Source organism: Microbacterium halimionae (assembly GCF_011761265.1).
Lineage (GTDB): Bacteria > Actinomycetota > Actinomycetes > Actinomycetales > Microbacteriaceae > Microbacterium > Microbacterium halimionae.
Genome location: NZ_JAAOZB010000002.1, coordinates 870,793 through 891,380, shown reverse-complemented (window position 1 = coordinate 891,380; position 20,588 = coordinate 870,793). Strand labels below are relative to the sequence as shown.

Here is a 20,588-nt window from a genome sequence, read left to right as displayed (position 1 = left end):
TAGCTGAGGAGGAGACGGTGCGAGCGCGGCCGAAAAGGTAGGCTGTTCTCATGGCAGCTCGTAGTACCGCACCAGAGAAGCGTCCAGGATTCTTCTCGCAGTTGAAGACCCTCTACAAATTCACCAGTGAGGCCTACGCGTGGCTTCCCACAGTGCTGATCTGCATCCTTATCGTGGGTGTGGCACTCGGTGTAGCGGTAGGTTTTTTGCTGCCCCCTTTCGCCATTTGGAGCGTCATTCTTTGGGGCATCACGGGTCTCCTCGCCGGTGTGCTCGGCTCAATGATCACGATGACTCGCCTGTCGACTCGCGCTATGTACCGCAGGATCGATGGGATGCCAGGGGCCGCAGGCCAGGTGTTGTCGACTTCTCTCGGCCGCAAGTGGCGTGGAAACGACATGCCGGTCGGCATTAACCCCAAGACGCAAGAAGCTGTCTACCGCGCTGTCGGCCGTGGCGGTGTCGTTATCGTGGGCGAGGGCGCGCGCGGACGGCTCACCCGTTTGATTAATGAGGAACGCTCGAAGGTAAAGCGCGTGGCCTCGGGTGTGCCTGTCACAGTTCTGTACGTCGGCCACGGCGACGATGAAGTGCCGATCGCCAAGCTCGCCAAGACAGTGAAGGCTCTTCCGACGAAGATCGATCGTTCCACAATGGGCGCCGTTATCAAGCGCATCGATTCGGTCTCGCAGTCGGTCGCTTCGTTGCCGATTCCTAAGGGAATCGATCCGACGAGAGCACGCGCTCCGCGCCCACGCTGACGTTCGTTCTTCACCACCGAAGAGCGACGGTGCCAGCGATTTTGTCGTGAAGTCCGCGCTGGTCGGCGTCCCAAATAACTGCGGGAATGACCAGAACGAGCAGCAACGAACGTACGATCGGGCGCCACAGCCCGATCCATCCGCCCGCCACGTTGACGACGCGCAGTCCGACGAGGCGGTGTCCGGGACTCCCACCGATAGTGGGAATGAAGAGCACCTGCACGATTACAAACACGAGCAATGGCGCGAATTGAGTGAGCCCGGCCTCTGATGGCAGTGCGTACATGCTGTAGCCGAGAAAAGCCGTGGCCAGGATCGTTGCGGTTACCCAATCGATCACGAGTGCGGCGATTCGTCGCCCGACACGCCCGACGCTTCTTCGCCCTTGAGGGGGAAGTCCCAATCGTTCGCCGGGATATGTGGATTCTGCGGGGGTCTGTGGCACCACATAAGCCTAATCGGGCGACCTGTAACATGCCGGAAACATTAGAGATACTGGAGGGCAACGGCTCAGCGATAACGTTAGGGAAGTTCGCATTTCATGCGGCCGTTCCCGATGCCCTATCTCTGGAGCCTTAATGTTTAAAGATTCATCCGAGGTACTGAAGTTCATCAAGGACGAGGACATTCAGTTCCTCGACATCCGTTTTACGGATCTTCCTGGTGTGCAGCAGCACTTCAACATTCCCGCCTCAACCGTTGACGAAGAGTTCTTCACGGTTGGTCAGCTCTTCGACGGCTCTTCGATTCGTGGTTTCGCAAACATCCACGAATCAGACATGCAGCTGATCCCCGACGTTTCGACGGCGTACCTCGATCAGTTCCGTGAAGCGAAGACGCTCATCATGATCTTCGACATCTACAACCCGCGCACGGGTGAGATCTACGGCAAGGACCCGCGTCAGGTTGCCAAGAAGGCTGAGAAGTATCTCGCCTCCACAGGTATCGCCGACACCGCGTTCTTCGCTCCCGAGGCTGAGTTCTACATCTTCGATGACGTACGTTACGGCGTCACCCAGAACTCGAGCTTCTACTCGGTTGACTCCGAGGAAGGCGCGTGGAACACCGGTCGCGAAGAAGAAGGCGGAAACCTCGCCAACAAGACCCCTTACAAGGGTGGTTACTTCCCGGTCGCTCCCGTCGACAAGACAGCAGACCTTCGCGATGACATCAGCCTGCGGCTGATCGAGTCCGGACTCCAGCTCGAGCGCGCACACCACGAGGTGGGCACCGGCGGCCAGCAGGAGATCAACTACCGCTTCGACACCATGGTTCACGCCGCTGACGACATCTTGAAGTTCAAGTACATCGTTAAGAACACGGCTGAAGAATGGGGCAAGGTTGCGACCTTCATGCCCAAGCCGCTCTTCGGCGATAACGGCTCCGGTATGCACACGCACCAGTCGCTCTGGAACGGCTCTGAGCCGCTCTTCTACGACGAAAAGGGCTACGGCGGACTTTCCGATGTTGCTCGTTGGTATATCGGTGGGCTCCTGAAGCACGCGGCTGCTGTTCTCGCGTTCACGAACCCGACGCTCAACAGCTACCACCGTCTCGTCAAGGGCTACGAAGCTCCCGTCAACCTGGTCTACTCGGCCGGTAACCGCTCGGCAGCTATCCGTATCCCGATCACGGGCACGAACCCCAAGGCCAAGCGCATCGAGTTCCGCGCACCGGATGCCTCGGGTAACCCGTACCTCGCGTTCGCGGCACAGCTCATGGCCGGCCTTGACGGAATCAAGAACCGCATCGAGCCCCACGAGCCCGTCGACAAGGACCTCTACGAGTTGCCTCCCGAGGAAGCGAAGAACATTCCTCAGGTTCCGAACTCGCTTCAGGACTCGCTCGATGCTCTCGCCGAGGACCACGAGTTCTTGCTCGCCGGTGGCGTCTTCACCAAGGAACTGATCGAGACCTGGATCGACTACAAGATCGAGAACGAGATCAAGCCCCTGGCTGCGCGTCCGCACCCGTTCGAGTACGAGCTGTACTTCGGCGTCTAACGACATCGCACAGTAAAACGCCCCCACGCATTCGTGCGTGGGGGCGTTTTACTTATGTCGAGATCACCCGTAGAAGAGCTTCTCGAACGTGCGACGGGAGCGTCGCGCCGTTCCCATCCACGTCTCTTCGACCTGCGTTGCGGTGCGCATGGGTTCAAGCAGTCGACCAATGCCGGCAAGACGCTGGCGATCAGGCGGCAGCACATCGCTCGTTTGGCCGGAGAGCAGAGTGTTGGCCGAACGGAGCCGGGATGCCAGACGCCACGCGGCCCGCAGCCGCGACGCCGCTGTCTCATGCATATGGCCGGCTCGGACGGCTTCTTCGAGAGCCTGGATCGTGGATGTCGTGCGCATCCCCAACACATCGTGGGCGTGCTGCAGCTGCAGGATCTGAACCAACCACTCGACATCGCTCAGACCGCCCGGTCCAAGCTTCAGATGGCGCGCCGGGTCGACACCCTGCGGCAGACGCTCGCTCTCTACGCGGGCCTTGATGCGCTTGATTTCACGGATGCCCTGAAGATCAACCTTCGCTGGATACCGAACCTCGTCGGCCACCTCAATGAAGGCATTGATGAGCTTTACGCTTCCTGCGACGCCGCGGGCACGCAGCAACGCTTGCGCTTCCCACGAGAGCGACCAACGTGCGTAGTACTCGCGGTACGAATCGAGAGAGCGAACGAGCGGCCCGGACTTTCCTTCAGGTCTCAGGTCAGCATCCAAATCGAGCGGCAGGCGCTGATCTTCTGAGTGATGACGGAGCGCAGACACAAGCTTGGTCGACAGCGCCTGCGCCCGCTGAGGATCAACGCCGTTCGCTCGATATACGTACATGACGTCAGCGTCAGAACCGAAGCCGAGCTCGCGACCACCGAATCGGCCCATCGCGACGACGGAGAAATCAAGAGCGTTGTCTTCTGGCGGGACGATCTCACGGCGCACTGCTCGAAGCGTTGCCTGGATCGAGACCTCGGTGATCGTTGTGAGAGACGCTGCGAGCTCCTCGACGCTTACGACACCTAGTACAGCGCCAAGCGCGGTACGAAGTAGCTCTCGGCGCCTCAACGCGCGCACAGATCGCATCGCGTCTTCGATGTTCACATGTCGTGTCTGAATCGCTCGTGCTTCGTTCTGCAAAGCCTGGCCGCTTCTCGGTTGCAGATGCGCATCGGAGTCGAGCCAGGCTGCAGCCTCCGGGATCCACTCCATGAGCTCGCCGATATAGCGGGAACCCGAAAGAACTGCTGTCAGCCGCTCGGCAGCACCCGCAGAATCGCGGAGCATGCGAAGGAACCATGGGGTGTCCCCCAGCCGTTCGCTCAGCCGACGAAATGCCAGAAGGCCGTAGTCAGGATCGGTACCGTCAGCGAACCATCTGAGCATGATGGGCATCAGATGCCGCTGGATGGTCTTCTTACGGCTCAGCCCTGTTGTCAGCGCTGCAATGTGCCGAAGCGCGCCGGTGGGGTCTTGGAAGCCAATCGCGGCCAAACGGTCGTGAGCCTGAGCTGTCGAGATGACACGCTCGTCTTCGGGGAGGGCGGCAACCGCTGAGAGGAGCGGCCGATAAAACAACCGCACGTGAATGTCGCGGACTTCACGCTTTACCGATTCCCACAGCGACCAGACAGCGGACGCCGAGGGCGCGAGTCCGCTCGCTCGGGCAAGTACGCGTTGCTCTTCAGCGGTGTCGGGCATGAGATGAGTGCGACGAAGGTTGCGCAACTGCATCCGATGTTCAAGGACACGCAGTATGCGATAGTCCTTCGCGAAAGCACTGGCGTCTGAGCGACCGATGTACCCCTCTTGCACCAGAGCGTCGAGTGCATCGAGGGTGCCCTGCTGACGAATGTTCTCGTCGGTGAGCCCATGCACCAGCTGCAGCAGCTGCACCGTGAACTCAATATCGCGGATTCCGCCGGGCCCAAGCTTTATCTGTAGCGCGACTTCTTCTTTGGGAATGTGGTCTGTAACGCGCTCACGCATGCGTTGCACATTCTCGACGAAGTTCTCACGAGCCGCGCTCGTCCAGACTTTAGGGAGCACGCCCTCGACGTATTGCGTGCCGAGGGCGAGGTCTCCAGCGATCGGGCGCGCTTTAAGAAGTGCCTGGAACTCCCAGCTCTTCGCCCACCTGTCGTAGTACGAAAGGTGGGATTCAAGCGTGCGCACGAGAGCACCCTGCTTACCTTCCGGTCGAAGGTTCGCATCGACCTCCCATAGGGGCGGTTCAATCTCAGCCCCGGCGATGCCGCGCATTGTCTGCACCGCGAGTCGGATAGAGATGTCGATCGCGCGACTTTCGGCGAGTTGGTCTTCGTCCGCTGAGCCAGCAACGAAAATCACGTCGACGTCACTGACGTAGTTCAGCTCGCGTGCACCAGTTTTTCCCATGCCAATAATGGCGAAAGTGGTCTGGGCGACCTGTTCACGCGGAAAGATTCCGGCGCCCGCGGCACCACAGGCGAGACGCTCACGCGCAACGCTCAGTGATGCTTCGAGTGCCGCGCCCGCAGCATCCGCAAGTGCAGCCGACACCCGCGGCATGATCTCGGTGGCATCTGGCTGGGTGAGGTCGAACGCAGCGATTCGTGCGAGAAGCCGGCGATAACGCACGCGCAGGGCGACCCAGAGGTCTTCCTCGCCGTTGCTCGCGAATCCATCCACCGAGCCGACTGACTCAAGAAGTGATGCGCGCATCTCGTCGGCTGACGGAAGTTGGTCTCCGGCATCGCGAAGATCAATGATTTCTTCAGGATGCCGCAGGTAAAAGTCTGCGAACCCCTCAGATGCACCGAGCACAGCCCACAGTGACCGGCGGCCACGTTCGGTGCGAAACACTGAACGCACTGGTTCAGGGTCGCGCCGCGCGACACGGGCAATCGCCGCCAGCGCTCCGTCAGAATCAGCAGCCGCGGCAACATCGGCGAGAAGTTGGCTGCGGCTGATCTCCATCAGCTCTTCCAGCTCGGTCAGATATTCATCGGCCCCGGTGGCATCGCCGAATCCTCGGCGCGCGAGTTCTGTGCGCGCCGAGGAGCGATCGATCGTCGACATCGTCGTCGGGTCGGCGCCTAGAGCATCTCGAGGTTGCTCTGGAGCTCGAACGGGGTGACCTGGGCGCGGTAGCCCTGCCATTCCCGACGTTTGTTCAGCAGCACGTAGTTGAAGACCTGCTCGCCGAGGGTTTCGGCAACGAGCTCAGACTCTTCCATGCGGTCAAGCGCGACATCGAGGCTCGGCGGCAACGGCTTGTAACCCATCGCCCGGCGCTCAGCATCCGTCATCGTCCACACGTTGTCTTCAGCCTCAGCGGGAAGCTCGTACTCTTCTTCGATGCCCTTGAGACCCGCCGCGAGCATGAGCGCGTAGGCCAAATAGGGGTTCGCGGCAGAATCGAGACCGCGGTATTCAACGCGGGACGACTGACCCTTGTTGGGCTTGTAGAGCGGTACGCGAACGAGAGCCGAGCGGTTGTTGTGGCCCCAGCAGATGAAGCTCGGCGCTTCGTCGCCGCCCCAGAGCCGCTTGTATGAGTTGACGAACTGGTTCGTCACGGCCGAAATCTCAGGCGCGTGTGTCAGGAGGCCAGCGATGAACTGACGGCCGACCTTCGAAAGCTGGTACTGGGCGCCCTCTTCGTAAAACGCGTTCATGTCGCCTTCGAAGAGCGACATGTGCGTGTGCATGCCGCTGCCGGGCTTGCCACCCATCGGCTTCGGCATGAACGTCGCATAGACGCCCTGCTCGATTGCAACCTCTTTGATGACGGTGCGGAACGTCATGATGTTGTCGGCCGTCGTGAGCGCGTCTGCGTAACGAAGGTCGATCTCGTTCTGGCCCGGCCCACCCTCGTGGTGGCTGAACTCAACGGAGATTCCGAGGTCTTCGAGCATGCGCACGGAGCGGCGACGGAAATCGTGGGCCGTGCCACCGGGCACGTTGTCGAAGTAACCAGCCGAGTCGACCGGCTCCGGCCCGTTGGGACCATACGAAGACGACTTCAGGAGGTAGAACTCGATCTCGGGGTGCGTGTAGAACGTGAAGCCGGCGTCCGCAGCTTTTGCAAGCGTGCGTTTGAGCACGTGACGCGGGTCTGCCACAGCGGGCTGCCCGTCTGGCGTTGTGATGTCGCAGAACATCCGCGCGGTCGGGTCGACTTCGCCGCGCCACGGGAGGATCTGGAAAGTGGTGGGGTCCGGGTGGGCCAGCAGATCGGATTCGAACGACCGGGTGAGGCCCTCGATCGCAGATCCGTCAAAACCGAGGCCTTCGGCGAACGCACCTTCGACCTCGGCGGGGGCAATAGCAACCGACTTCAGGGTTCCGATGACATCGGTGAACCACAGTCGGATGAACTTCACTCCCCGCTCTTCAATCGTGCGCAGAACGAAGTCACGCTGCTTGTCCATATTTCCCTTTCTGTCAGCTGCCGTGTGTAGAGACCGATGCCTGAGGCATTGGTAGTTCTTTAGGCGTCGTCTCGTGCGTCTTCTTCTGCCCAAGCGCGCGAGCGCTCACGCAAGAGTTCGGGCGCTTTGGCCGCGTCCTCAGGGGTATCAAAAGGGCCAGCCCGATCAATCGCGGGCGATTCAAATCCGTGCTCAACTGCGCCTGTGGCGAAGTTGTACCAGTACTTCTCGTTGTCGCTCACGTTCGCTCCTTAAGGTCCACTCTTGATCCTACTGATCATGGGCCAAGACCTGGCTAGGCTGAGGGCATGGCAACTCAGACTCGACTCGCTGTCGGCGTAGATATCGGTGGAACGGGAATCAAGGGCGGCATCGTCGATCTTGACGCAGGAACTCTTGTGAGCGAGCGCGTGAAGGTCGCGACTCCTGAGGGTGCCGAGCCGCAAGATGTGCTCGAGACCGTTAAAGAGGTGCTCAGCAAGCTGGATGCCCCTACCACTGGCCTGCCGCTTGGCGTCGCCTTCCCCGCGATCATCAAGGGCGGGTATACCCTTTCGGCCGCAAACGTGTCTGATTCTTGGATCAACTTTGCCGCAGAGGATTTCTTCGAAAAGGGTCTCGACCGCAAGATTCATTTCGCCAATGACGCTGATGTCGCCGGTATCGCGGAGGTTCGCTACGGCGCAGCCCGCGATCGATCGGGTCTCACGATTCTCACGACTCTTGGCACGGGCATCGGGTCAGCCATGATCTACAACGGCACGTTGATCCCGAACTCTGAGCTCGGTCACCTCGACCGCGCCAAGCACAAACACGACGCTGAGCACTACGCGGCCTACTCGGCAATGGAGCGCGAAGAGTTGTCATGGGAAAAGTGGGCGAAGCGCTTGCAGTGGTACTACAGCCACCTCGAGTTTCTCTTCAGCCCTGACCTCTTCGTCGTCGGCGGTGGCGTGTCGAAGCACGGTGACAAGTTCTTGAACCTGCTCGACATCAAGACGCCGATCGTTGCCGCGGTGCACCGCAACAACTCCGGCATCATCGGCGCCGCTGCACTAGCGGCCGAGTAAGGGCGAATGGGCCAGCCTGTACGCCGGGTTCTGTTCCGGAGTGTGAACTCCTTCGACGGTCATCTCTCTCGGCGACACGTTGCCGTGCCGCTCTAGCGGCCTACCCGGGGACTCGGCGAGCCGCGTCAACATCCCCTGTCTGACCTTGCTCCGGACGAGGTTTACCTTGCAGGTCGTGTCACCACGACCCCGGTGGTCTCTTACACCACCCTTTCACCCTTACCGGGGCAAGCCCCGGCGGTCTGCTCTCTGTGGCACTGTCTCGCGGATTTCTCCGGGTGGGTGTTACCCACCGTCCTGCCCTGTGGAGCCCGGACGTTCCTCGGCGCGGCGGCGAACCGACGCGACGTGACCATCCAGCCGACCCATTCGCACGCTTGAGTCTACGCGGCGGGATCCGGTTACTCTTTCGCTGCACTCATCGCGATCCGCAGATCGAGCGGAAAATCGATGGGAAAAGATCCAAACAGGATGCTGGTCGCCTCTGCTGCCGCTGACCTCACGGCATCCGCTGCGGCCTCTGCCTGGTCAACCGGGGTGTGCACAATGATCTCGTCGTGGAGAAAGAACGCGAGGTGTGGTCGGCGTGACATCGTGGGGCCCGACGACTCCGCACGCTGTGCTGTGTCCGGAATAGGGCTGAACGCGGCGAGTTTGGTGCGTAACTGCGCCATCCAGCACAACGCCCACTCGGCAGCGGTCCCCTGCACGACGAAGTTCCGCGTGAAGCGGCCACGCTCACGTGCCCGCCCGCGAGCCGCCGACTGAGCAGCGGTGGATGCTGCCGGGTCGGATGCCTCAGCTTGCTCCTCACGCCAGCGGCCGCTCGGAACCTCGCAACTGCGTCCCAGCCACGTGGACACGACTCCACCGCGTTCGCCTTCTAGGGCGGCATGGTCGACGTACTTCATCGCTTTCGGGTATGCCTTTCGGAGCGTCGGGACCAATCGCCCGCTGTCGCCAGTGGTTGCTCCGTACATCGCCCCGAGCATGGCGGCCTTCGCATCAGCACGCGTGGGCAGCGTGCCGCTTTCGACGATTCCACTGTAAAGATCACGTCCGCGAGCAGCCTCCGCCAATTTGTTGTCGCCGGCGATCGCCGCAAGCGCCCGGGGTTCGAGCTGGGCGACGTCGGCCACGATGAACGTCCAGCCCGGATCCGCGCGCACAGCGCCACGCAGAGAGCGCGGAATCTGAAGCGCTCCCCCGCCGGTGGCAGCCCAACGCCCCGTGACAACTCCGCCAGGCAGATAGGTCGGGCGATAGCGACCGTCGTGCACCCATTCACTCAGCCATGCTTCACCGTTGGCTGTATGCAAACGTGAAAGCTTTTTGTAGCGCAAAATCGGCGCAATCGATGGATGCTCCACATCACCGAGCACCCATCTGCTGGTTGACGGGACCATCACTCCCGCGCGGTGCAGCGCCTTAAGCAAGTGCGCCGGAGAATCGACCCTGAGATCAGGGGCATCAAGTACCTCGCGCACGACATCCGCTGCCTGTGCAAGTTTTTGAGGGATGCCGCCGGCACCTCTTGCGCCAAGAACGTCGTGCAGCAAGTCGCGATGCGCATTCGCGTCCCACGGCACACCCGCTTCATGAAGCTCGGCCGCGACAAGCGCACCCGCCGACTCCGCGGCTATCAGCAGGCGCAGACGCTGCGAATCACGCGACCCAGCGACTGCGGCATGTTGCCGGGCAAACTCGGCGAACACTTCATCCGGGTTCGAAGGTAGTGCACTGACGTCATCGTGTTCGAGAGCGAATAGCGCTTGACCACGCGGGATCTGCTGCGCCGGATCGTTCTCCCATGCAGCCTGAGCGCGGATTCCGTGATCGTCGTCGACGAGCGTCGACTGTCGCAGGATGGCGTGTGAGAGGCGCAGGTCTTGGCAGCGATCAACCCGCACGCCAGCGCCGAGAAGCTCGGGATACCAGTTGCGAGTGTCGTTCCACACCCAGCGGGTGCGGGCGCGTGACGGCTCGGCGACGTAGGCCGAAAGGTCAGTGACGATCTCGGTACCGGTGCGCGCCGCATCCGTGTTTGTTGAGAGCGCAACGACCGCGCCGTCGTTGTTTCGCGCGAGAATCACCCACGGCGATTGTTCAGCGGTCGCCACCGCACACGCTGCCTTGAGTGAGGGCGATCACACGCCGGATTCTTCGGTGCGCACCAGAATGCAGCCGCATTCGGGGCAGGTGGCGACCTGGTCTGCCGCCATTTGGCGAAGATCTTGCAGGTCTGTTCCTGAAAGCATCATGCGGCAGCCCTCGCAGGTCTGACGGCGAAAGAGTGCTGCGCCGGCGCTCCGCGTTGCGAGCGTCGTGTAAAGGGCGAGGAGCTCCGCCGGGATACGGGATGCTCGTGCCGCACGATCGCGTGTTGCAGCGTCATACTCAGCGGTAGACGCCGCCACTGCCACCTTCGCTTCGCCGCTTAGACGCTGACCCTCATCGTTAACGTCAGAGATAATGCGCTCTTGCTCAGCAACGGAGGCGTCTGCTTCTTCAAGGCGCTCCATGAGTTCGAGTTCGGTGTCTTCGAGCGCGCGCTTGCGACGCAAAAGCGATTCAAGTTCACTCTCGAGACCCTGCGCATCTTTAGGGTTGGTCACCGTCTGCAGGCGCTGCTCGTCGCGAAGGCGTCGAGCGTCGACGACGGCGACATCTGACTCAAGGCGCTTGATCTCGGTCTGCACGTCGTCGCGCGCGCCCATGCGCAGAGTCAGTTCGTGCGACAGTTCTTGCCGCCGCGCGAGAAGTTCTTTAACCCGGCCAGCCTGGGGCGGGTTCTTGCGCGCAATTTCAGCGCTTTTGATACGAGCGTCAAGCTCGGCGATGTCGAGGAGCACTCGTTGATCAGTAGGGCTGGCTTTCACAACACCAACCTATCGCGGGTGGCGCTGTATTGCGTTTGCTGTGGGTGCCTCCGGGATCGAACCGGTCAGCAGTTCTTCCACGCGCGCCACGGAAACACAGGTCGGTCTGTCGCTTCTGGTTTTGACGGCACGGACTAGGAATACGCCTGGTGTTCGTCGACTCGCTCATTGAGATGGAGAACCAACTCGACAGCAGTCTTTGGACCGCAGAGCGTCGCAGGAAGCTCAATGTCGCGTCGGCCGGTATCAACTTCGATCATCCGCATGCCAAACCCAGTCCAGCCATCCGATTGAGTGTTGGAATTACTCCACAATCCGGAATAACCCACATCATCAAAACCTGCGACGTCACGAAAGTAAAACGTGCGACGTCGCACATACCCGCGAAACTCAACCCGGTCGTCATAGAGCTTCACCCGAATCCGCAGCGACAGCACGAACCCGACGAGCGACGGAGTAACTATGAGCGCAGCTTCCCAGACGGCCAAGCCGTTGGCATGGCCCACAATGGCCGTGAGTGTGAACAAAACGAATAGCGTAAGAAGGATCCAGCGCGGCACTACACCTATTCGGCGGAGTAGTCGTCGCGTCTCAGCCTCGTGGTTCACCACTTGGTTCAAAATCTTCTCCGATGGAAGCAGCTAGCTCTCGAAAACAGTCAACGAAGAACTCGTAGAAAACTCTTCTGAGAGGATGATTCCACTTACCCATGTGTTGTGGGCCCTGCCGGGATCGAACCGACGACATCCACGGTGTAAACGTGGCGCTCTACCAGCTGAGCTAAAGGCCCTTCCAGACCATCTTACGATCTGTCGGGAGTGGTTTGTGCACACTCTGCAGCGAATCTTGTTTTCCATAGGGTGCTGCAGCATCCGGTCTGGTGAGAAGTCGATAGGCTTGTGCGCGGTGTGTTGTGCACGGCAAACAAAGCGTGCACCGCGCCTCTAGCGAATTCCTGGCACGATCTGCCAGACGACGAAAGGTCTGCCGTGACTGTTCACGATCAAGATCCCTATTCTCAGGACAACCTCGATAGCGATCCTGAAGAAACTGCCGAGTGGCAGGAATCCCTGCAGCAGCTCGTCGAAGCGCGAGGCCACGGGCGTGGCCGCGAGATCATGCTGAGCCTGTTGAAGCGCTCGAATGATCTGCACCTCGGCGTGCCGATGGTGCCGACCACCGACTACATCAACACCATCGCGTCCGAGAACGAGCCTTCGTTCCCCGGCGACGAAGAGGTTGAACGTCGCTACCGTGCCTGGATCCGTTGGAATGCCGCGGTCACAGTGCACCGCGCACAGCGCCCCGGCATCGGCGTCGGCGGACACATCTCCACCTACGCGTCGTCAGCTGCGCTGTATGAAGTGGGCTTCAACCACTTCTTCCGCGGCCAGGACCACCCCTCCGGTGGCGATCAGATCTTCGTCCAGGGTCACGCCTCCCCCGGTACCTATGCCCGCGCATTCCTCGAGGGCCGCCTCACCGAGGCGCAGCTCGACGGTTTCCGCCAGGAGAAGTCGCAGGGATCGAACGGCATCCCCTCGTACCCGCACCCCCGCCTCATGCCGGAGTTCTGGCAGTTCCCGACCGTTTCGATGGGTCTTGGCCCGATCAATGCGATCTACCAGGCGATGGCCAATAAGTACCTCGGCAACCGAGGCATCAAGGATGTCTCCGACTCACACGTCTGGGCCTACCTCGGCGATGGCGAAATGGACGAGGTCGAAAGCCGCGGACAGCTTCAGGTCGCAGCGAACGAAGGCCTCGACAACCTCACGTTCATCGTTAACTGCAACCTGCAGCGCCTCGATGGTCCCGTTCGCGGTAACGGCAAGATCGTTCAGGAGCTCGAAAGCTTCTTCCGCGGTGCTGGCTGGAACGTCATCAAAGTCGTGTGGGGCCGCGAGTGGGATGACCTCCTTGCCCGCGACACCGACGGTGCGCTGCTCAACCTGATGAACACCACTCCCGACGGTGACTTCCAGACGTACAAAGCTGAAAACGGCGCGTACGTCCGCGAAAACTTCTTCGGCCGCGACGAGCGAGCAGCAGCCCTCGTCAAGGACTACTCCGACGAGCAAATCTGGAACCTCAAGCGCGGTGGACACGACTACCGCAAGGTCTACGCCGCATTCAAGGCAGCGAAAGAGCACAAGGGTCAGCCCACTGTCATCCTCGCGAAGACCATCAAGGGATACGGTCTCGGTCCGCACTTCGAGGGGCGTAACGCTACGCACCAGATGAAGAAGATGACCCTCGAAGACCTCAAGCAGTTCCGTGACGTGATGCACATCCCGATCACCGACGCCAAGCTCGAAGAGAACCCGTACCTTCCCCCGTACTACAACCCGGGACCGCAGGACGAGACGATTCAGTACTTGCTCGAGCGTCGCAAGGCACTGGGCGGCTTCTTGCCCGAGCGCCGCACCCACCACGTGGGTCTGGAATTGCCCGGGGATGCCGCATACGCGCTTCCCAAGAAGGGCTCTGGCACGCAGGAGATCGCCACCACGATGGCTTTCGTCCGTCTGCTGAAAGATCTGCTGCGTTCGAAGAACTTCGGACACCGCATTGTGCCGATCATCCCCGACGAAGCACGCACGTTCGGTATGGACGCGTACTTCCCGACGGCGAAGATCTACAACCCGAACGGCCAGCACTACACGTCGGTTGACCGCGAGCTGCTTCTTGCCTACAAGGAGAGCCCGCAGGGCCAGATCATTCACGTCGGCATCAACGAGGCGGGCGCGCTTGCCGCGTTCACCGCGACGGGTACTTCGTACTCAACACACGGCGAACCGCTGATTCCGGTCTACCTCTTCTATTCGATGTTCGGCTTCCAGCGCACGGGCGATGCCCAGTGGGCAGCCGGTGACCAGATGGCGCGCGGATTCATCATCGGCGCAACAGCGGGCCGCACCACCCTCACGGGTGAAGGCCTGCAACACGCTGATGGCCACTCGCACCTGTTGGCGTCAACCAACCCGGCAACGGTCTCGTACGACCCGGCCTACGGCTACGAGATCGCGCACATCGTGCGTTCAGGTCTTGAGCGCATGTACGGCGGCGAGCACTCCGACCCGAACGTCATGTACTACATCACTGTGTACAACGAGCCGATCATTCACCCGGCAGAACCCGAGGGCGTCGACGTTGATGGCATCGTCCGTGGTATCCACAAGATCTCTGAGGGAACCGGCGACGGACCCAAGGCGCAGCTACTCGCTTCGGGCGTTGGTGTGCCGTGGGCGCTTGAAGCGCAGCAGCTCCTGAAGGATGACTGGGGCGTTGTCGCAGACGTCTGGTCGGTCACCTCGTGGACCGAGCTTCGCCGCGATGGTCTCGCAGCTGACGAGCACAACTTCCTCCACCCCGAAGAAGAGCCGCACACGGCGTACATCACTGAAAAGCTGAAGGATGCCGAAGGCCCGGTTACCGCGGTCAGTGACTTCATGCACGCGGTCCAAGACCAGATTCGTCAGTGGGTTCCTAATCGCTTCGCCTCACTCGGCGCCGACGGCTTCGGTTTCTCTGACACCCGCGCGGCCGCGCGTCGTTTCTTCAAGATCGACGGGCCGTCGATGGTCGTTCGCACTCTGCAGTCACTCGCAGAAGACGGTGTCGTCGACCGCTCACTCGCCGCTCAGGCAATCGAGAAGTATCGTCTGCACGATGTTTCCGCTGGTACCAGTGGCAACGCGGGCGGCGAGAGCTGAGCGAATGACAACACCCGCGGCGCCTCTCGACAAAGCCGAGACTCTCGCTTGGTTGAGGCGAATTTCGGGAGACATCGCGACCGTCACTACCAAGCGGCTCGAAGATGCACTGCCGTGGTACGCCGAGATGCCGCCTGCGCGACGCTCCTCTGTGGGGCTGGTCGCGCAGGCGGGCATCACGTCATTCATCCAGTGGTACGACGACCCCACCTCGACTCCCTGGATAGCCGCCGACATCTTCGCGGCAGCACCCCGCGAGTTGCTTCGGAGCATTAGCCTGCAGCAGACACTGCAACTGATTCGCGTCACGGTAGAAGTGACAGAAGAAAGAGTTGCCGACCGCGGCGCACAGTTGCGCGAAGCAATCTTGCTCTACTCCCGCGAGGTCGCGTTCACAGCTGCCGATGTCTACGCACGTGCAGCCGAGGCACGAGGTCTCTGGGACGCTCGCCTCGAGGCACTTGTCGTTGACTCGATACTGAGTGGCGAATCAGATGAGGAGCTCCCCAGCCGGATCGCTGCCCTCGGATGGCACGGTCACGGCGAGGTCGCCGTTCTCGTGGGAACGACTCCCCCGCAATTCGATATCGATCACCTGCGTCGCACGGCCCGAAAGCTCGGAGTCGACGTACTGGTAGGTGTGCAGGGTTCACGCCTTGTGCTCGTGATCGGACGCACCGAAACCGGCGGCAAGGGCGCAGACGAAACTCTCGTAGAGCTACCGTTCCCCGACATTGCAACGCGTCTGGAACCACGGTTCGGCGCTGGATACCTCGTCTTGGGCCCAACGGTTCCCGCCCTCGTCGATGCAAGTCAGAGCGCGAGGGCCGCCCTCGCGGGGTTCGCCGTTGCGCGCGCGTGGCGGCACGCCCCGCGCCCCGTAGAGGCCGACGATCTTCTGCCCGAGCGCGCGCTCGCTGGAGATGCGTTGGCCAAGCTGACTCTGGTGGAAAGAATCTTTCGCCCTCTTCAAGCTCATAGCCCCGACCTCGTGGCGACTCTGTGGAGTTACCTCGACAATGGGCGTTCGTTGGAAGCGACAGCGCGCGAACTCTTCGTGCACCCGAACACCGTGCGTTACCGGCTTAAGCGCGTCTCCGAAGTAATCGGGTGGGATGCTACCGGTCCCCGCGAGGCGCTGATCTTGCAGACAGCGCTCATTCTCGGTGCGGCCGGTTCTGACGTCGGTCGACGAAAGCCAACCACACTGCGCCGTCGTTAGTGGCGCTGCGCGCACTCCACCGCCGCTAAAGTGTGCCGAGTGCACAAACGATTGGCCGATTCTTGTGTGTGAGTCGCCATAACCCGCCGCCTATTGCTTGACAGGATGGAATTGTGATCATCGCTCTTTTCCCGGGACAGGGTTCGCAGACCCCCGGGTTCCTCTCCCCGTGGCTTGACCTCGACGGCGTTCGCGAACGCCTCCTTGAGTTTTCTGACGCCGCCGGCGTGGATTTGATTGCCGCCGGAACCGAGTGGGATACCGACCGAATCCGCGATACGGCTGTCGCCCAGCCGTTGATTGTTGCCGCCAGCATCCTGTCGTATGAGGTGTTGGGTCAGCGTGCTGATGTCACTTTCGACGGCATGGCCGGACACAGTGTGGGAGAGGTCGCCGCGCTCGTTGCCGCAGGCGTGCTCTCAGCTGTCGACGGCATGAAGCTCGTGGGCATCCGTGGCCGTTCCATGGCAGACGCTGCGACCGCTGCAGACACCGGCATGAGCGCCGTTGTGGGTGGGACACAGTCCGACGTACTTGATGCGCTTTCCGCGGCGAATCTGACTCCCGCGAACTACAACGGCCCCGGTCAAATCGTTGCCGCTGGCGCACGCGAGGGACTCAACGCCCTCGCCGAATCGGCACCGCGCGGCACTCGAGTGATTCCGCTGCAGGTTGCGGGCGCTTTTCACACCGAGTACATGGCTGCGGCTGTGGGCGCGCTTCGAGAGGCTTCGGCTTCGGTTGCGGTTTCCGATCCGGCAGCTACGCTCTGGACCAACAGCGACGGATCAGTCGTCGTTGACGGTGCCGCCGCACTGTCGCTTCTCGTCAACCAGGTCTCGTCGCCAGTACGTTGGGACCTGTGCATGGAGTCATTCGCCGCTGCCGGCGTGACAGCACTCATTGAATTCGCACCCGCGGGAACACTGACGGGACTTGCCAAGCGCGGCCTCAAGGGCGTTCCAACGGTTGCCGTAAAGTCGCCCGACGATCTGTCGGGCGCGATCGACCTTGTGAAGGGAACAGCCGCATGAGTGTCACGCTCCGCCAGTCCGAGGGCGCGGCTTTTACGCGTCTTTACGCGTACGGCGCTGCACGCGGCGAACTCGTTGTGCCCAACGATGATCTCATAGGGCCCATCGATTCGAGCGATGAGTGGATTCAGAAGCGCACCGGCATCGTCACGCGCACACGCGCTGGCGCCGACACTTCGGCAACAGACCTCGCAAGTGTTGCCGCCGCTGAAGCAATTGAGCGCTCGGGCATCGCACCGGAGCAAATCGACGCAGTGATCGTTGCGACGATCAGCAACGTCCGCCAGACTCCATCGATGTCGGCAGTGGTCGCTGATCGTATCGGCGCAAATCCTGCCGCCGCCTATGACGTCAACGCAGCGTGTGCGGGCTTCGCGTATGGCGTTGCTCAAGCCGACGCACTCATTCGAAGCGGTGCCGCGCACTACGCGGTGGTCGTCGGGGCAGAAAAGCTCAGCGACGTCGTCGACCCCACAGACCGCAGCATCTCTTTCCTCCTCGGTGACGGCGCCGGCGCCGTCGTTGTTGGTCCGAGCGATACACCCGGAATCGGGCCCACGATCTGGGGCTCAGACGGATCCAAAGCCGACGCTGTCGGGATGAATGCCACCCTGACGGAGTTTCGTGACGGCACTGCAGAGTGGCCGACTCTCCGGCAGGAGGGCCAAACTGTCTTTCGCTGGGCAGTCTGGGAAATGGTGAAGGTCGCACGCCAGGCTATCGAGGCTGCGGGTATCGAAGCAGCCGATCTGGCCGCGTTCATTCCCCACCAGGCAAACATGCGCATCATCGATGAGTTCGCGAAGCAGTTGGGTCTTCCGGACACGGTAGCGATCGGTCGCGACATCGCGACGACTGGCAACACGTCGGCCGCATCGATTCCGCTCGCGACTCACCGTCTTTTGGAAGAGCAGCCCGAACTGAGCGGTGGCCTCGCGCTGCAGATCGGTTTCGGCGCTGGACTCGTTTTCGGCGCGCAGGTCGTCGTCCTCCCCTAACCGTGCTACTGCCGCACCTAGACTTGTGTGCGGCCCGACAGCCTTCAAACCCCTAAGAAACAGGAGAGAGAACCATGGCATTCACCAACGACGAGGTCCTCGCGGGACTCGCAGAGCTCATCACCGATGAGACCGGCATCTCGGCCGACGAGGTTGCACTCGGCAAGTCGTTCACCGACGACCTCGACATTGACTCGATCTCGATGATGACCATCGTCGTGAACGCCGAGGAGAAGTTCGGCGTCACGATTCCCGATGACGAGGTCAAGAACCTCAAGACTGTCGGCGACGCCGTCAGCTACATCTCTTCGAACCAGTCCTAAATCGCCTCGGTGGGGGTATCACGCCCCCACCGGCCCGGCAAAGGAATACACACAATGAGCTCTTCCCGCATTGTCGTCACCGGCATCGGCGCTTCGTCGCCGATCGGTGGTACTGCCCCAGATAGCTGGTCGGCGCTGCTTGACGGCGCATCCGGTACCCGTACGCTCACGCATGAGTGGGTGGAGAAGTACCAGATCCCCGTAAAGTTCGCGGCCGAAGCACTGGTTCGCCCCGAAGCGACGCTGTCACGACCCGAAGCGAAGCGGCTCGACCCCGCATCTCAGTTCGCGCTTGTCGCAGCCCGCGAGGCGTGGGCCGATGCCGGTACCCCCGAGGTCGACCCCGAGCGCTTGGGAGTGGACTTCGCTACCGGTATCGGTGGCGTGTGGACGTTGCTTGACGCCTGGGACACACTCCGTGAAAAAGGACCGCGTCGTGTCATGCCGATGACGGTACCCATGCTCATGCCGAACGCCGCTGCTGCCGCAATTTCGATGCACTTCGAGGCACGGGCATTTGCCCGCACCGTGGCGTCTGCGTGCGCGTCGAGCACCGAAGCCATTGTGAACGGTCTCGAACACCTCACCTCCGGCTTGGCCGATATCGTCATCGCCGGTGGAACAGAGTCAGCCATCCACCCGATCACGATGGCATCATTTTCCTCGATGCAGGCACTGTCAAAGCGGAACGATGATCCCGCCACGGCATCCCGTCCGTACAACAGCGACCGCGATGGATTCGTGATGGGCGAGGGCGCTGCAGCTCTCGTACTTGAAACTGAAGAGCACGCGAAGGCTCGTGGTGCGAAGATATACGGCTATCTCGTGGGTGGCGGCGTCACGGCCGACTCGTACCACATCACTGCGAACGACCCTGAGGGTCGTGGTGCATCACGCGCGGTCAAGCTCGCGCTTGACATGGCGGATGCCTCGCCCGACGATGTGACACATATCAACGCTCACGCAACATCGACCCCGGTCGGTGACATCGCCGAGTACACGGCGCTTCGTAAGGTCTTCGGAGCCCGGATCGACGACATCCCCGTCTCGGCCACGAAGGCATCGACAGGGCACTTGCTGGGTGGCACGGGCGCGCTAGAAGCAGTCTTCACGCTTCTCGCTGTGCGCGACCGCAAAGCTCCCCCGACGATCAACCTCACGAACCAAGACCCCGACATCCCGCTCAGCGTTTCTGGTGACGCGCAACCGCTCGGTTCTGGTGCGCAACTCGCAATCAGCAACTCATTTGGCTTCGGCGGCCACAACGCCGTCGTCGCGTTCGCTAGCGAGTAATCATACGTGAAAATGCCCTGACCGTTACGGTCAGGGCATTTTCCATTTGCAGACGCGAGACGCCCATTCTCCGGGCCGGGACTATGTCAACCGACAGCGGATACCGTGGCCTTCAGCGCATCTGACGCTTATCTGACTCAGCCCACCTTGTGAAGCCAGATGACATGGCTGTCATCGCTTGCGTGGCGGAACGGCTCAAGTTCTTCGTCCCAGGCTGACCCCAGGGCCACCGTGAGCTCACGCTGGAGCTCACTGGCGTCACCGGCAGCGATCTCCATGGCGTAGCGCACGCGATCCTCGCCGATGACGATGTTGCCTGCGGCATCCGTCTGGGCGTAGTGAATACCAAGATCTGGGGTGTGCAGCCACCGGCCGCCGTCGGATCGAGGTGTCGGGTCTTCGCTCACCTCGAACCTGAGGTGTTCCCAACCACGAATCGCGCTTGAGAGAGTCGCGCCGGTTCCGGCTGGACCTTCCCAGTAGAACTCCATCCGCTTGGATCCCGCCTGAACGGGTTGGTCGTCCCATTCAAAATTGACGGCACGGCCAAGCGCACGACCTACCGCCCACTCAATGTGGGGGCACAACGCACGTGGCGCGGAGTGAATGTAAATCACTCCCCGCGCATGAGGTGTAGCCATGATTTCTCCGTTTCTTCAGGTGCGTCTTCCCCTACGACCTGACGGAGCCATCTCTGGCGGTTCTTCTGTTGTCTGCGGCCATTATTGCCGACGCGACTGGGAAATCACAAGCACTGATATGCACGAAGTTCAAAAGTACGAGGCTTGAGAAACTTATTGTGGGGCGGGTGGGACTTGAACCCACGATCGTCGGGTTATGAGCCCGCTGCCTTAACCAGCTTGGCCACCGCCCCTCA

General features: G+C 61.3%; 17 protein-coding genes, 2 tRNA genes and 1 other RNA gene. 9 read left to right on the top strand and 11 right to left on the bottom strand.

Features of this window, described 5'->3' with window-relative positions; genetic code table 11:
* Nucleotides 1–50 precede the first annotated feature (50 nt).
* Nucleotides 51–761, top strand: coding sequence for a DUF4191 family protein (locus FHS06_RS12040; RefSeq protein WP_167049590.1), 711 nt, complete (start codon nt 51–53; stop codon nt 759–761).
* A 10-nt stretch (nt 762–771) separates the two neighbouring features.
* Here FHS06_RS12040 and FHS06_RS12035 read toward each other — a convergent pair whose 3' ends face one another.
* A complete protein-coding gene (locus FHS06_RS12035) occupies nt 772–1,206 on the bottom strand; it encodes an RDD family protein (RefSeq protein WP_310734815.1) in 435 nt (144 codons plus the stop codon).
* A 133-nt stretch (nt 1,207–1,339) separates the two neighbouring features.
* On the opposite strand from FHS06_RS12035, the gene glnA reads away from it, so the two are divergent.
* Nucleotides 1,340–2,764, top strand: a complete 1,425-nt coding sequence (glnA, locus tag FHS06_RS12030; RefSeq protein WP_167049586.1) for a type I glutamate--ammonia ligase — start codon at nt 1,340–1,342, stop codon at nt 2,762–2,764.
* 63 nt (nt 2,765–2,827) lie between these two features.
* Here glnA and FHS06_RS12025 read toward each other — a convergent pair whose 3' ends face one another.
* Genes FHS06_RS12025 through FHS06_RS12015 form a run of 3 tightly spaced genes read right to left on the bottom strand, consistent with a single transcriptional unit; the run spans nt 2,828 to nt 7,418 of the window.
* On the bottom strand, nt 2,828–5,821 hold the full coding sequence (locus FHS06_RS12025) for a bifunctional [glutamine synthetase] adenylyltransferase/[glutamine synthetase]-adenylyl-L-tyrosine phosphorylase (RefSeq protein WP_167049583.1): 2,994 nt from the start codon (nt 5,819–5,821) through the stop codon (nt 2,828–2,830).
* Nucleotides 5,822–5,838: 17 nt separating this feature from the next.
* Complete coding sequence (locus tag FHS06_RS12020) at nt 5,839–7,176, bottom strand: glutamine synthetase family protein (RefSeq protein WP_167049581.1); 1,338 nt, start codon at nt 7,174–7,176, stop codon at nt 5,839–5,841.
* A 59-nt stretch (nt 7,177–7,235) separates the two neighbouring features.
* Entirely contained in the window at nt 7,236–7,418 is a 183-nt protein-coding gene (locus FHS06_RS12015; protein WP_165142959.1) for an SPOR domain-containing protein, read from the bottom strand.
* Between the two features lie 66 nt (nt 7,419–7,484).
* Between FHS06_RS12015 and ppgK the strand changes: the two genes are divergently transcribed.
* Nucleotides 7,485–8,246 (top strand): polyphosphate--glucose phosphotransferase, encoded by a 762-nt coding sequence (gene ppgK / locus FHS06_RS12010; RefSeq protein WP_167049579.1) that lies wholly within the window; start codon nt 7,485–7,487, stop codon nt 8,244–8,246.
* Nucleotides 8,247–8,249: 3 nt separating this feature from the next.
* On the opposite strand, the gene rnpB is transcribed toward ppgK, so the two are convergent.
* The 5 genes from rnpB to FHS06_RS11985 form a co-directional block, all read right to left on the bottom strand.
* Nucleotides 8,250–8,614, bottom strand: an RNA gene (gene rnpB / locus FHS06_RS12005) — RNase P RNA component class A.
* A 33-nt stretch (nt 8,615–8,647) separates the two neighbouring features.
* Nucleotides 8,648–10,366, bottom strand: coding sequence for a bifunctional 3'-5' exonuclease/DNA polymerase (locus FHS06_RS12000; RefSeq protein ID WP_167049577.1), 1,719 nt, complete (start codon nt 10,364–10,366; stop codon nt 8,648–8,650).
* 27 nt (nt 10,367–10,393) lie between these two features.
* Entirely contained in the window at nt 10,394–11,125 is a 732-nt protein-coding gene (locus FHS06_RS11995) for a zinc ribbon domain-containing protein (protein ID WP_167049575.1), read from the bottom strand.
* A 134-nt stretch (nt 11,126–11,259) separates the two neighbouring features.
* Nucleotides 11,260–11,652 carry a hypothetical protein gene (locus tag FHS06_RS11990; RefSeq protein WP_167049573.1) on the bottom strand — a complete coding sequence of 131 codons (393 nt, stop codon included), beginning with the start codon at nt 11,650–11,652 and terminating at the stop codon, nt 11,260–11,262.
* A 190-nt stretch (nt 11,653–11,842) separates the two neighbouring features.
* Nucleotides 11,843–11,915: transfer RNA gene (locus FHS06_RS11985), tRNA-Val, on the bottom strand.
* 199 nt (nt 11,916–12,114) lie between these two features.
* Here FHS06_RS11985 and aceE point away from each other — a divergent pair.
* The 6 genes from aceE to FHS06_RS11955 all read left to right on the top strand — a co-directional run bounded on the left by aceE (nt 12,115) and on the right by FHS06_RS11955 (nt 19,711).
* Nucleotides 12,115–14,841 (top strand): pyruvate dehydrogenase (acetyl-transferring), homodimeric type, encoded by a 2,727-nt coding sequence (gene aceE, locus FHS06_RS11980; protein WP_167049571.1) that lies wholly within the window; start codon nt 12,115–12,117, stop codon nt 14,839–14,841.
* A 4-nt stretch (nt 14,842–14,845) separates the two neighbouring features.
* A complete protein-coding gene (locus tag FHS06_RS11975; protein WP_167049569.1) occupies nt 14,846–16,063 on the top strand; it encodes a PucR family transcriptional regulator in 1,218 nt (405 codons plus the stop codon).
* Between the two features lie 113 nt (nt 16,064–16,176).
* Nucleotides 16,177–17,097, top strand: a complete 921-nt coding sequence (locus tag FHS06_RS11970; protein WP_167049567.1) for an ACP S-malonyltransferase — start codon at nt 16,177–16,179, stop codon at nt 17,095–17,097.
* Complete coding sequence (locus tag FHS06_RS11965) at nt 17,094–18,095, top strand: beta-ketoacyl-ACP synthase III (RefSeq protein ID WP_167049565.1); 1,002 nt, start codon at nt 17,094–17,096, stop codon at nt 18,093–18,095. The genes FHS06_RS11970 and FHS06_RS11965 overlap by 4 nt, the downstream gene beginning before the upstream one ends.
* A gap of 74 nt (nt 18,096–18,169) precedes the next feature.
* Nucleotides 18,170–18,418, top strand: coding sequence for an acyl carrier protein (locus tag FHS06_RS11960; protein ID WP_167049563.1), 249 nt, complete (start codon nt 18,170–18,172; stop codon nt 18,416–18,418).
* A 54-nt stretch (nt 18,419–18,472) separates the two neighbouring features.
* Nucleotides 18,473–19,711 (top strand): beta-ketoacyl-[acyl-carrier-protein] synthase family protein, encoded by a 1,239-nt coding sequence (locus FHS06_RS11955; RefSeq protein WP_167049560.1) that lies wholly within the window; start codon nt 18,473–18,475, stop codon nt 19,709–19,711.
* 137 nt (nt 19,712–19,848) lie between these two features.
* On the opposite strand, the gene FHS06_RS11950 is transcribed toward FHS06_RS11955, so the two are convergent.
* Nucleotides 19,849–20,352, bottom strand: coding sequence for a DUF3145 domain-containing protein (locus FHS06_RS11950; protein WP_167049558.1), 504 nt, complete (start codon nt 20,350–20,352; stop codon nt 19,849–19,851).
* Nucleotides 20,353–20,511: 159 nt separating this feature from the next.
* Nucleotides 20,512–20,585: transfer RNA gene (locus tag FHS06_RS11945), tRNA-Ile, on the bottom strand.
* Between the last annotated feature and the right edge of the window lie 3 nt (nt 20,586–20,588).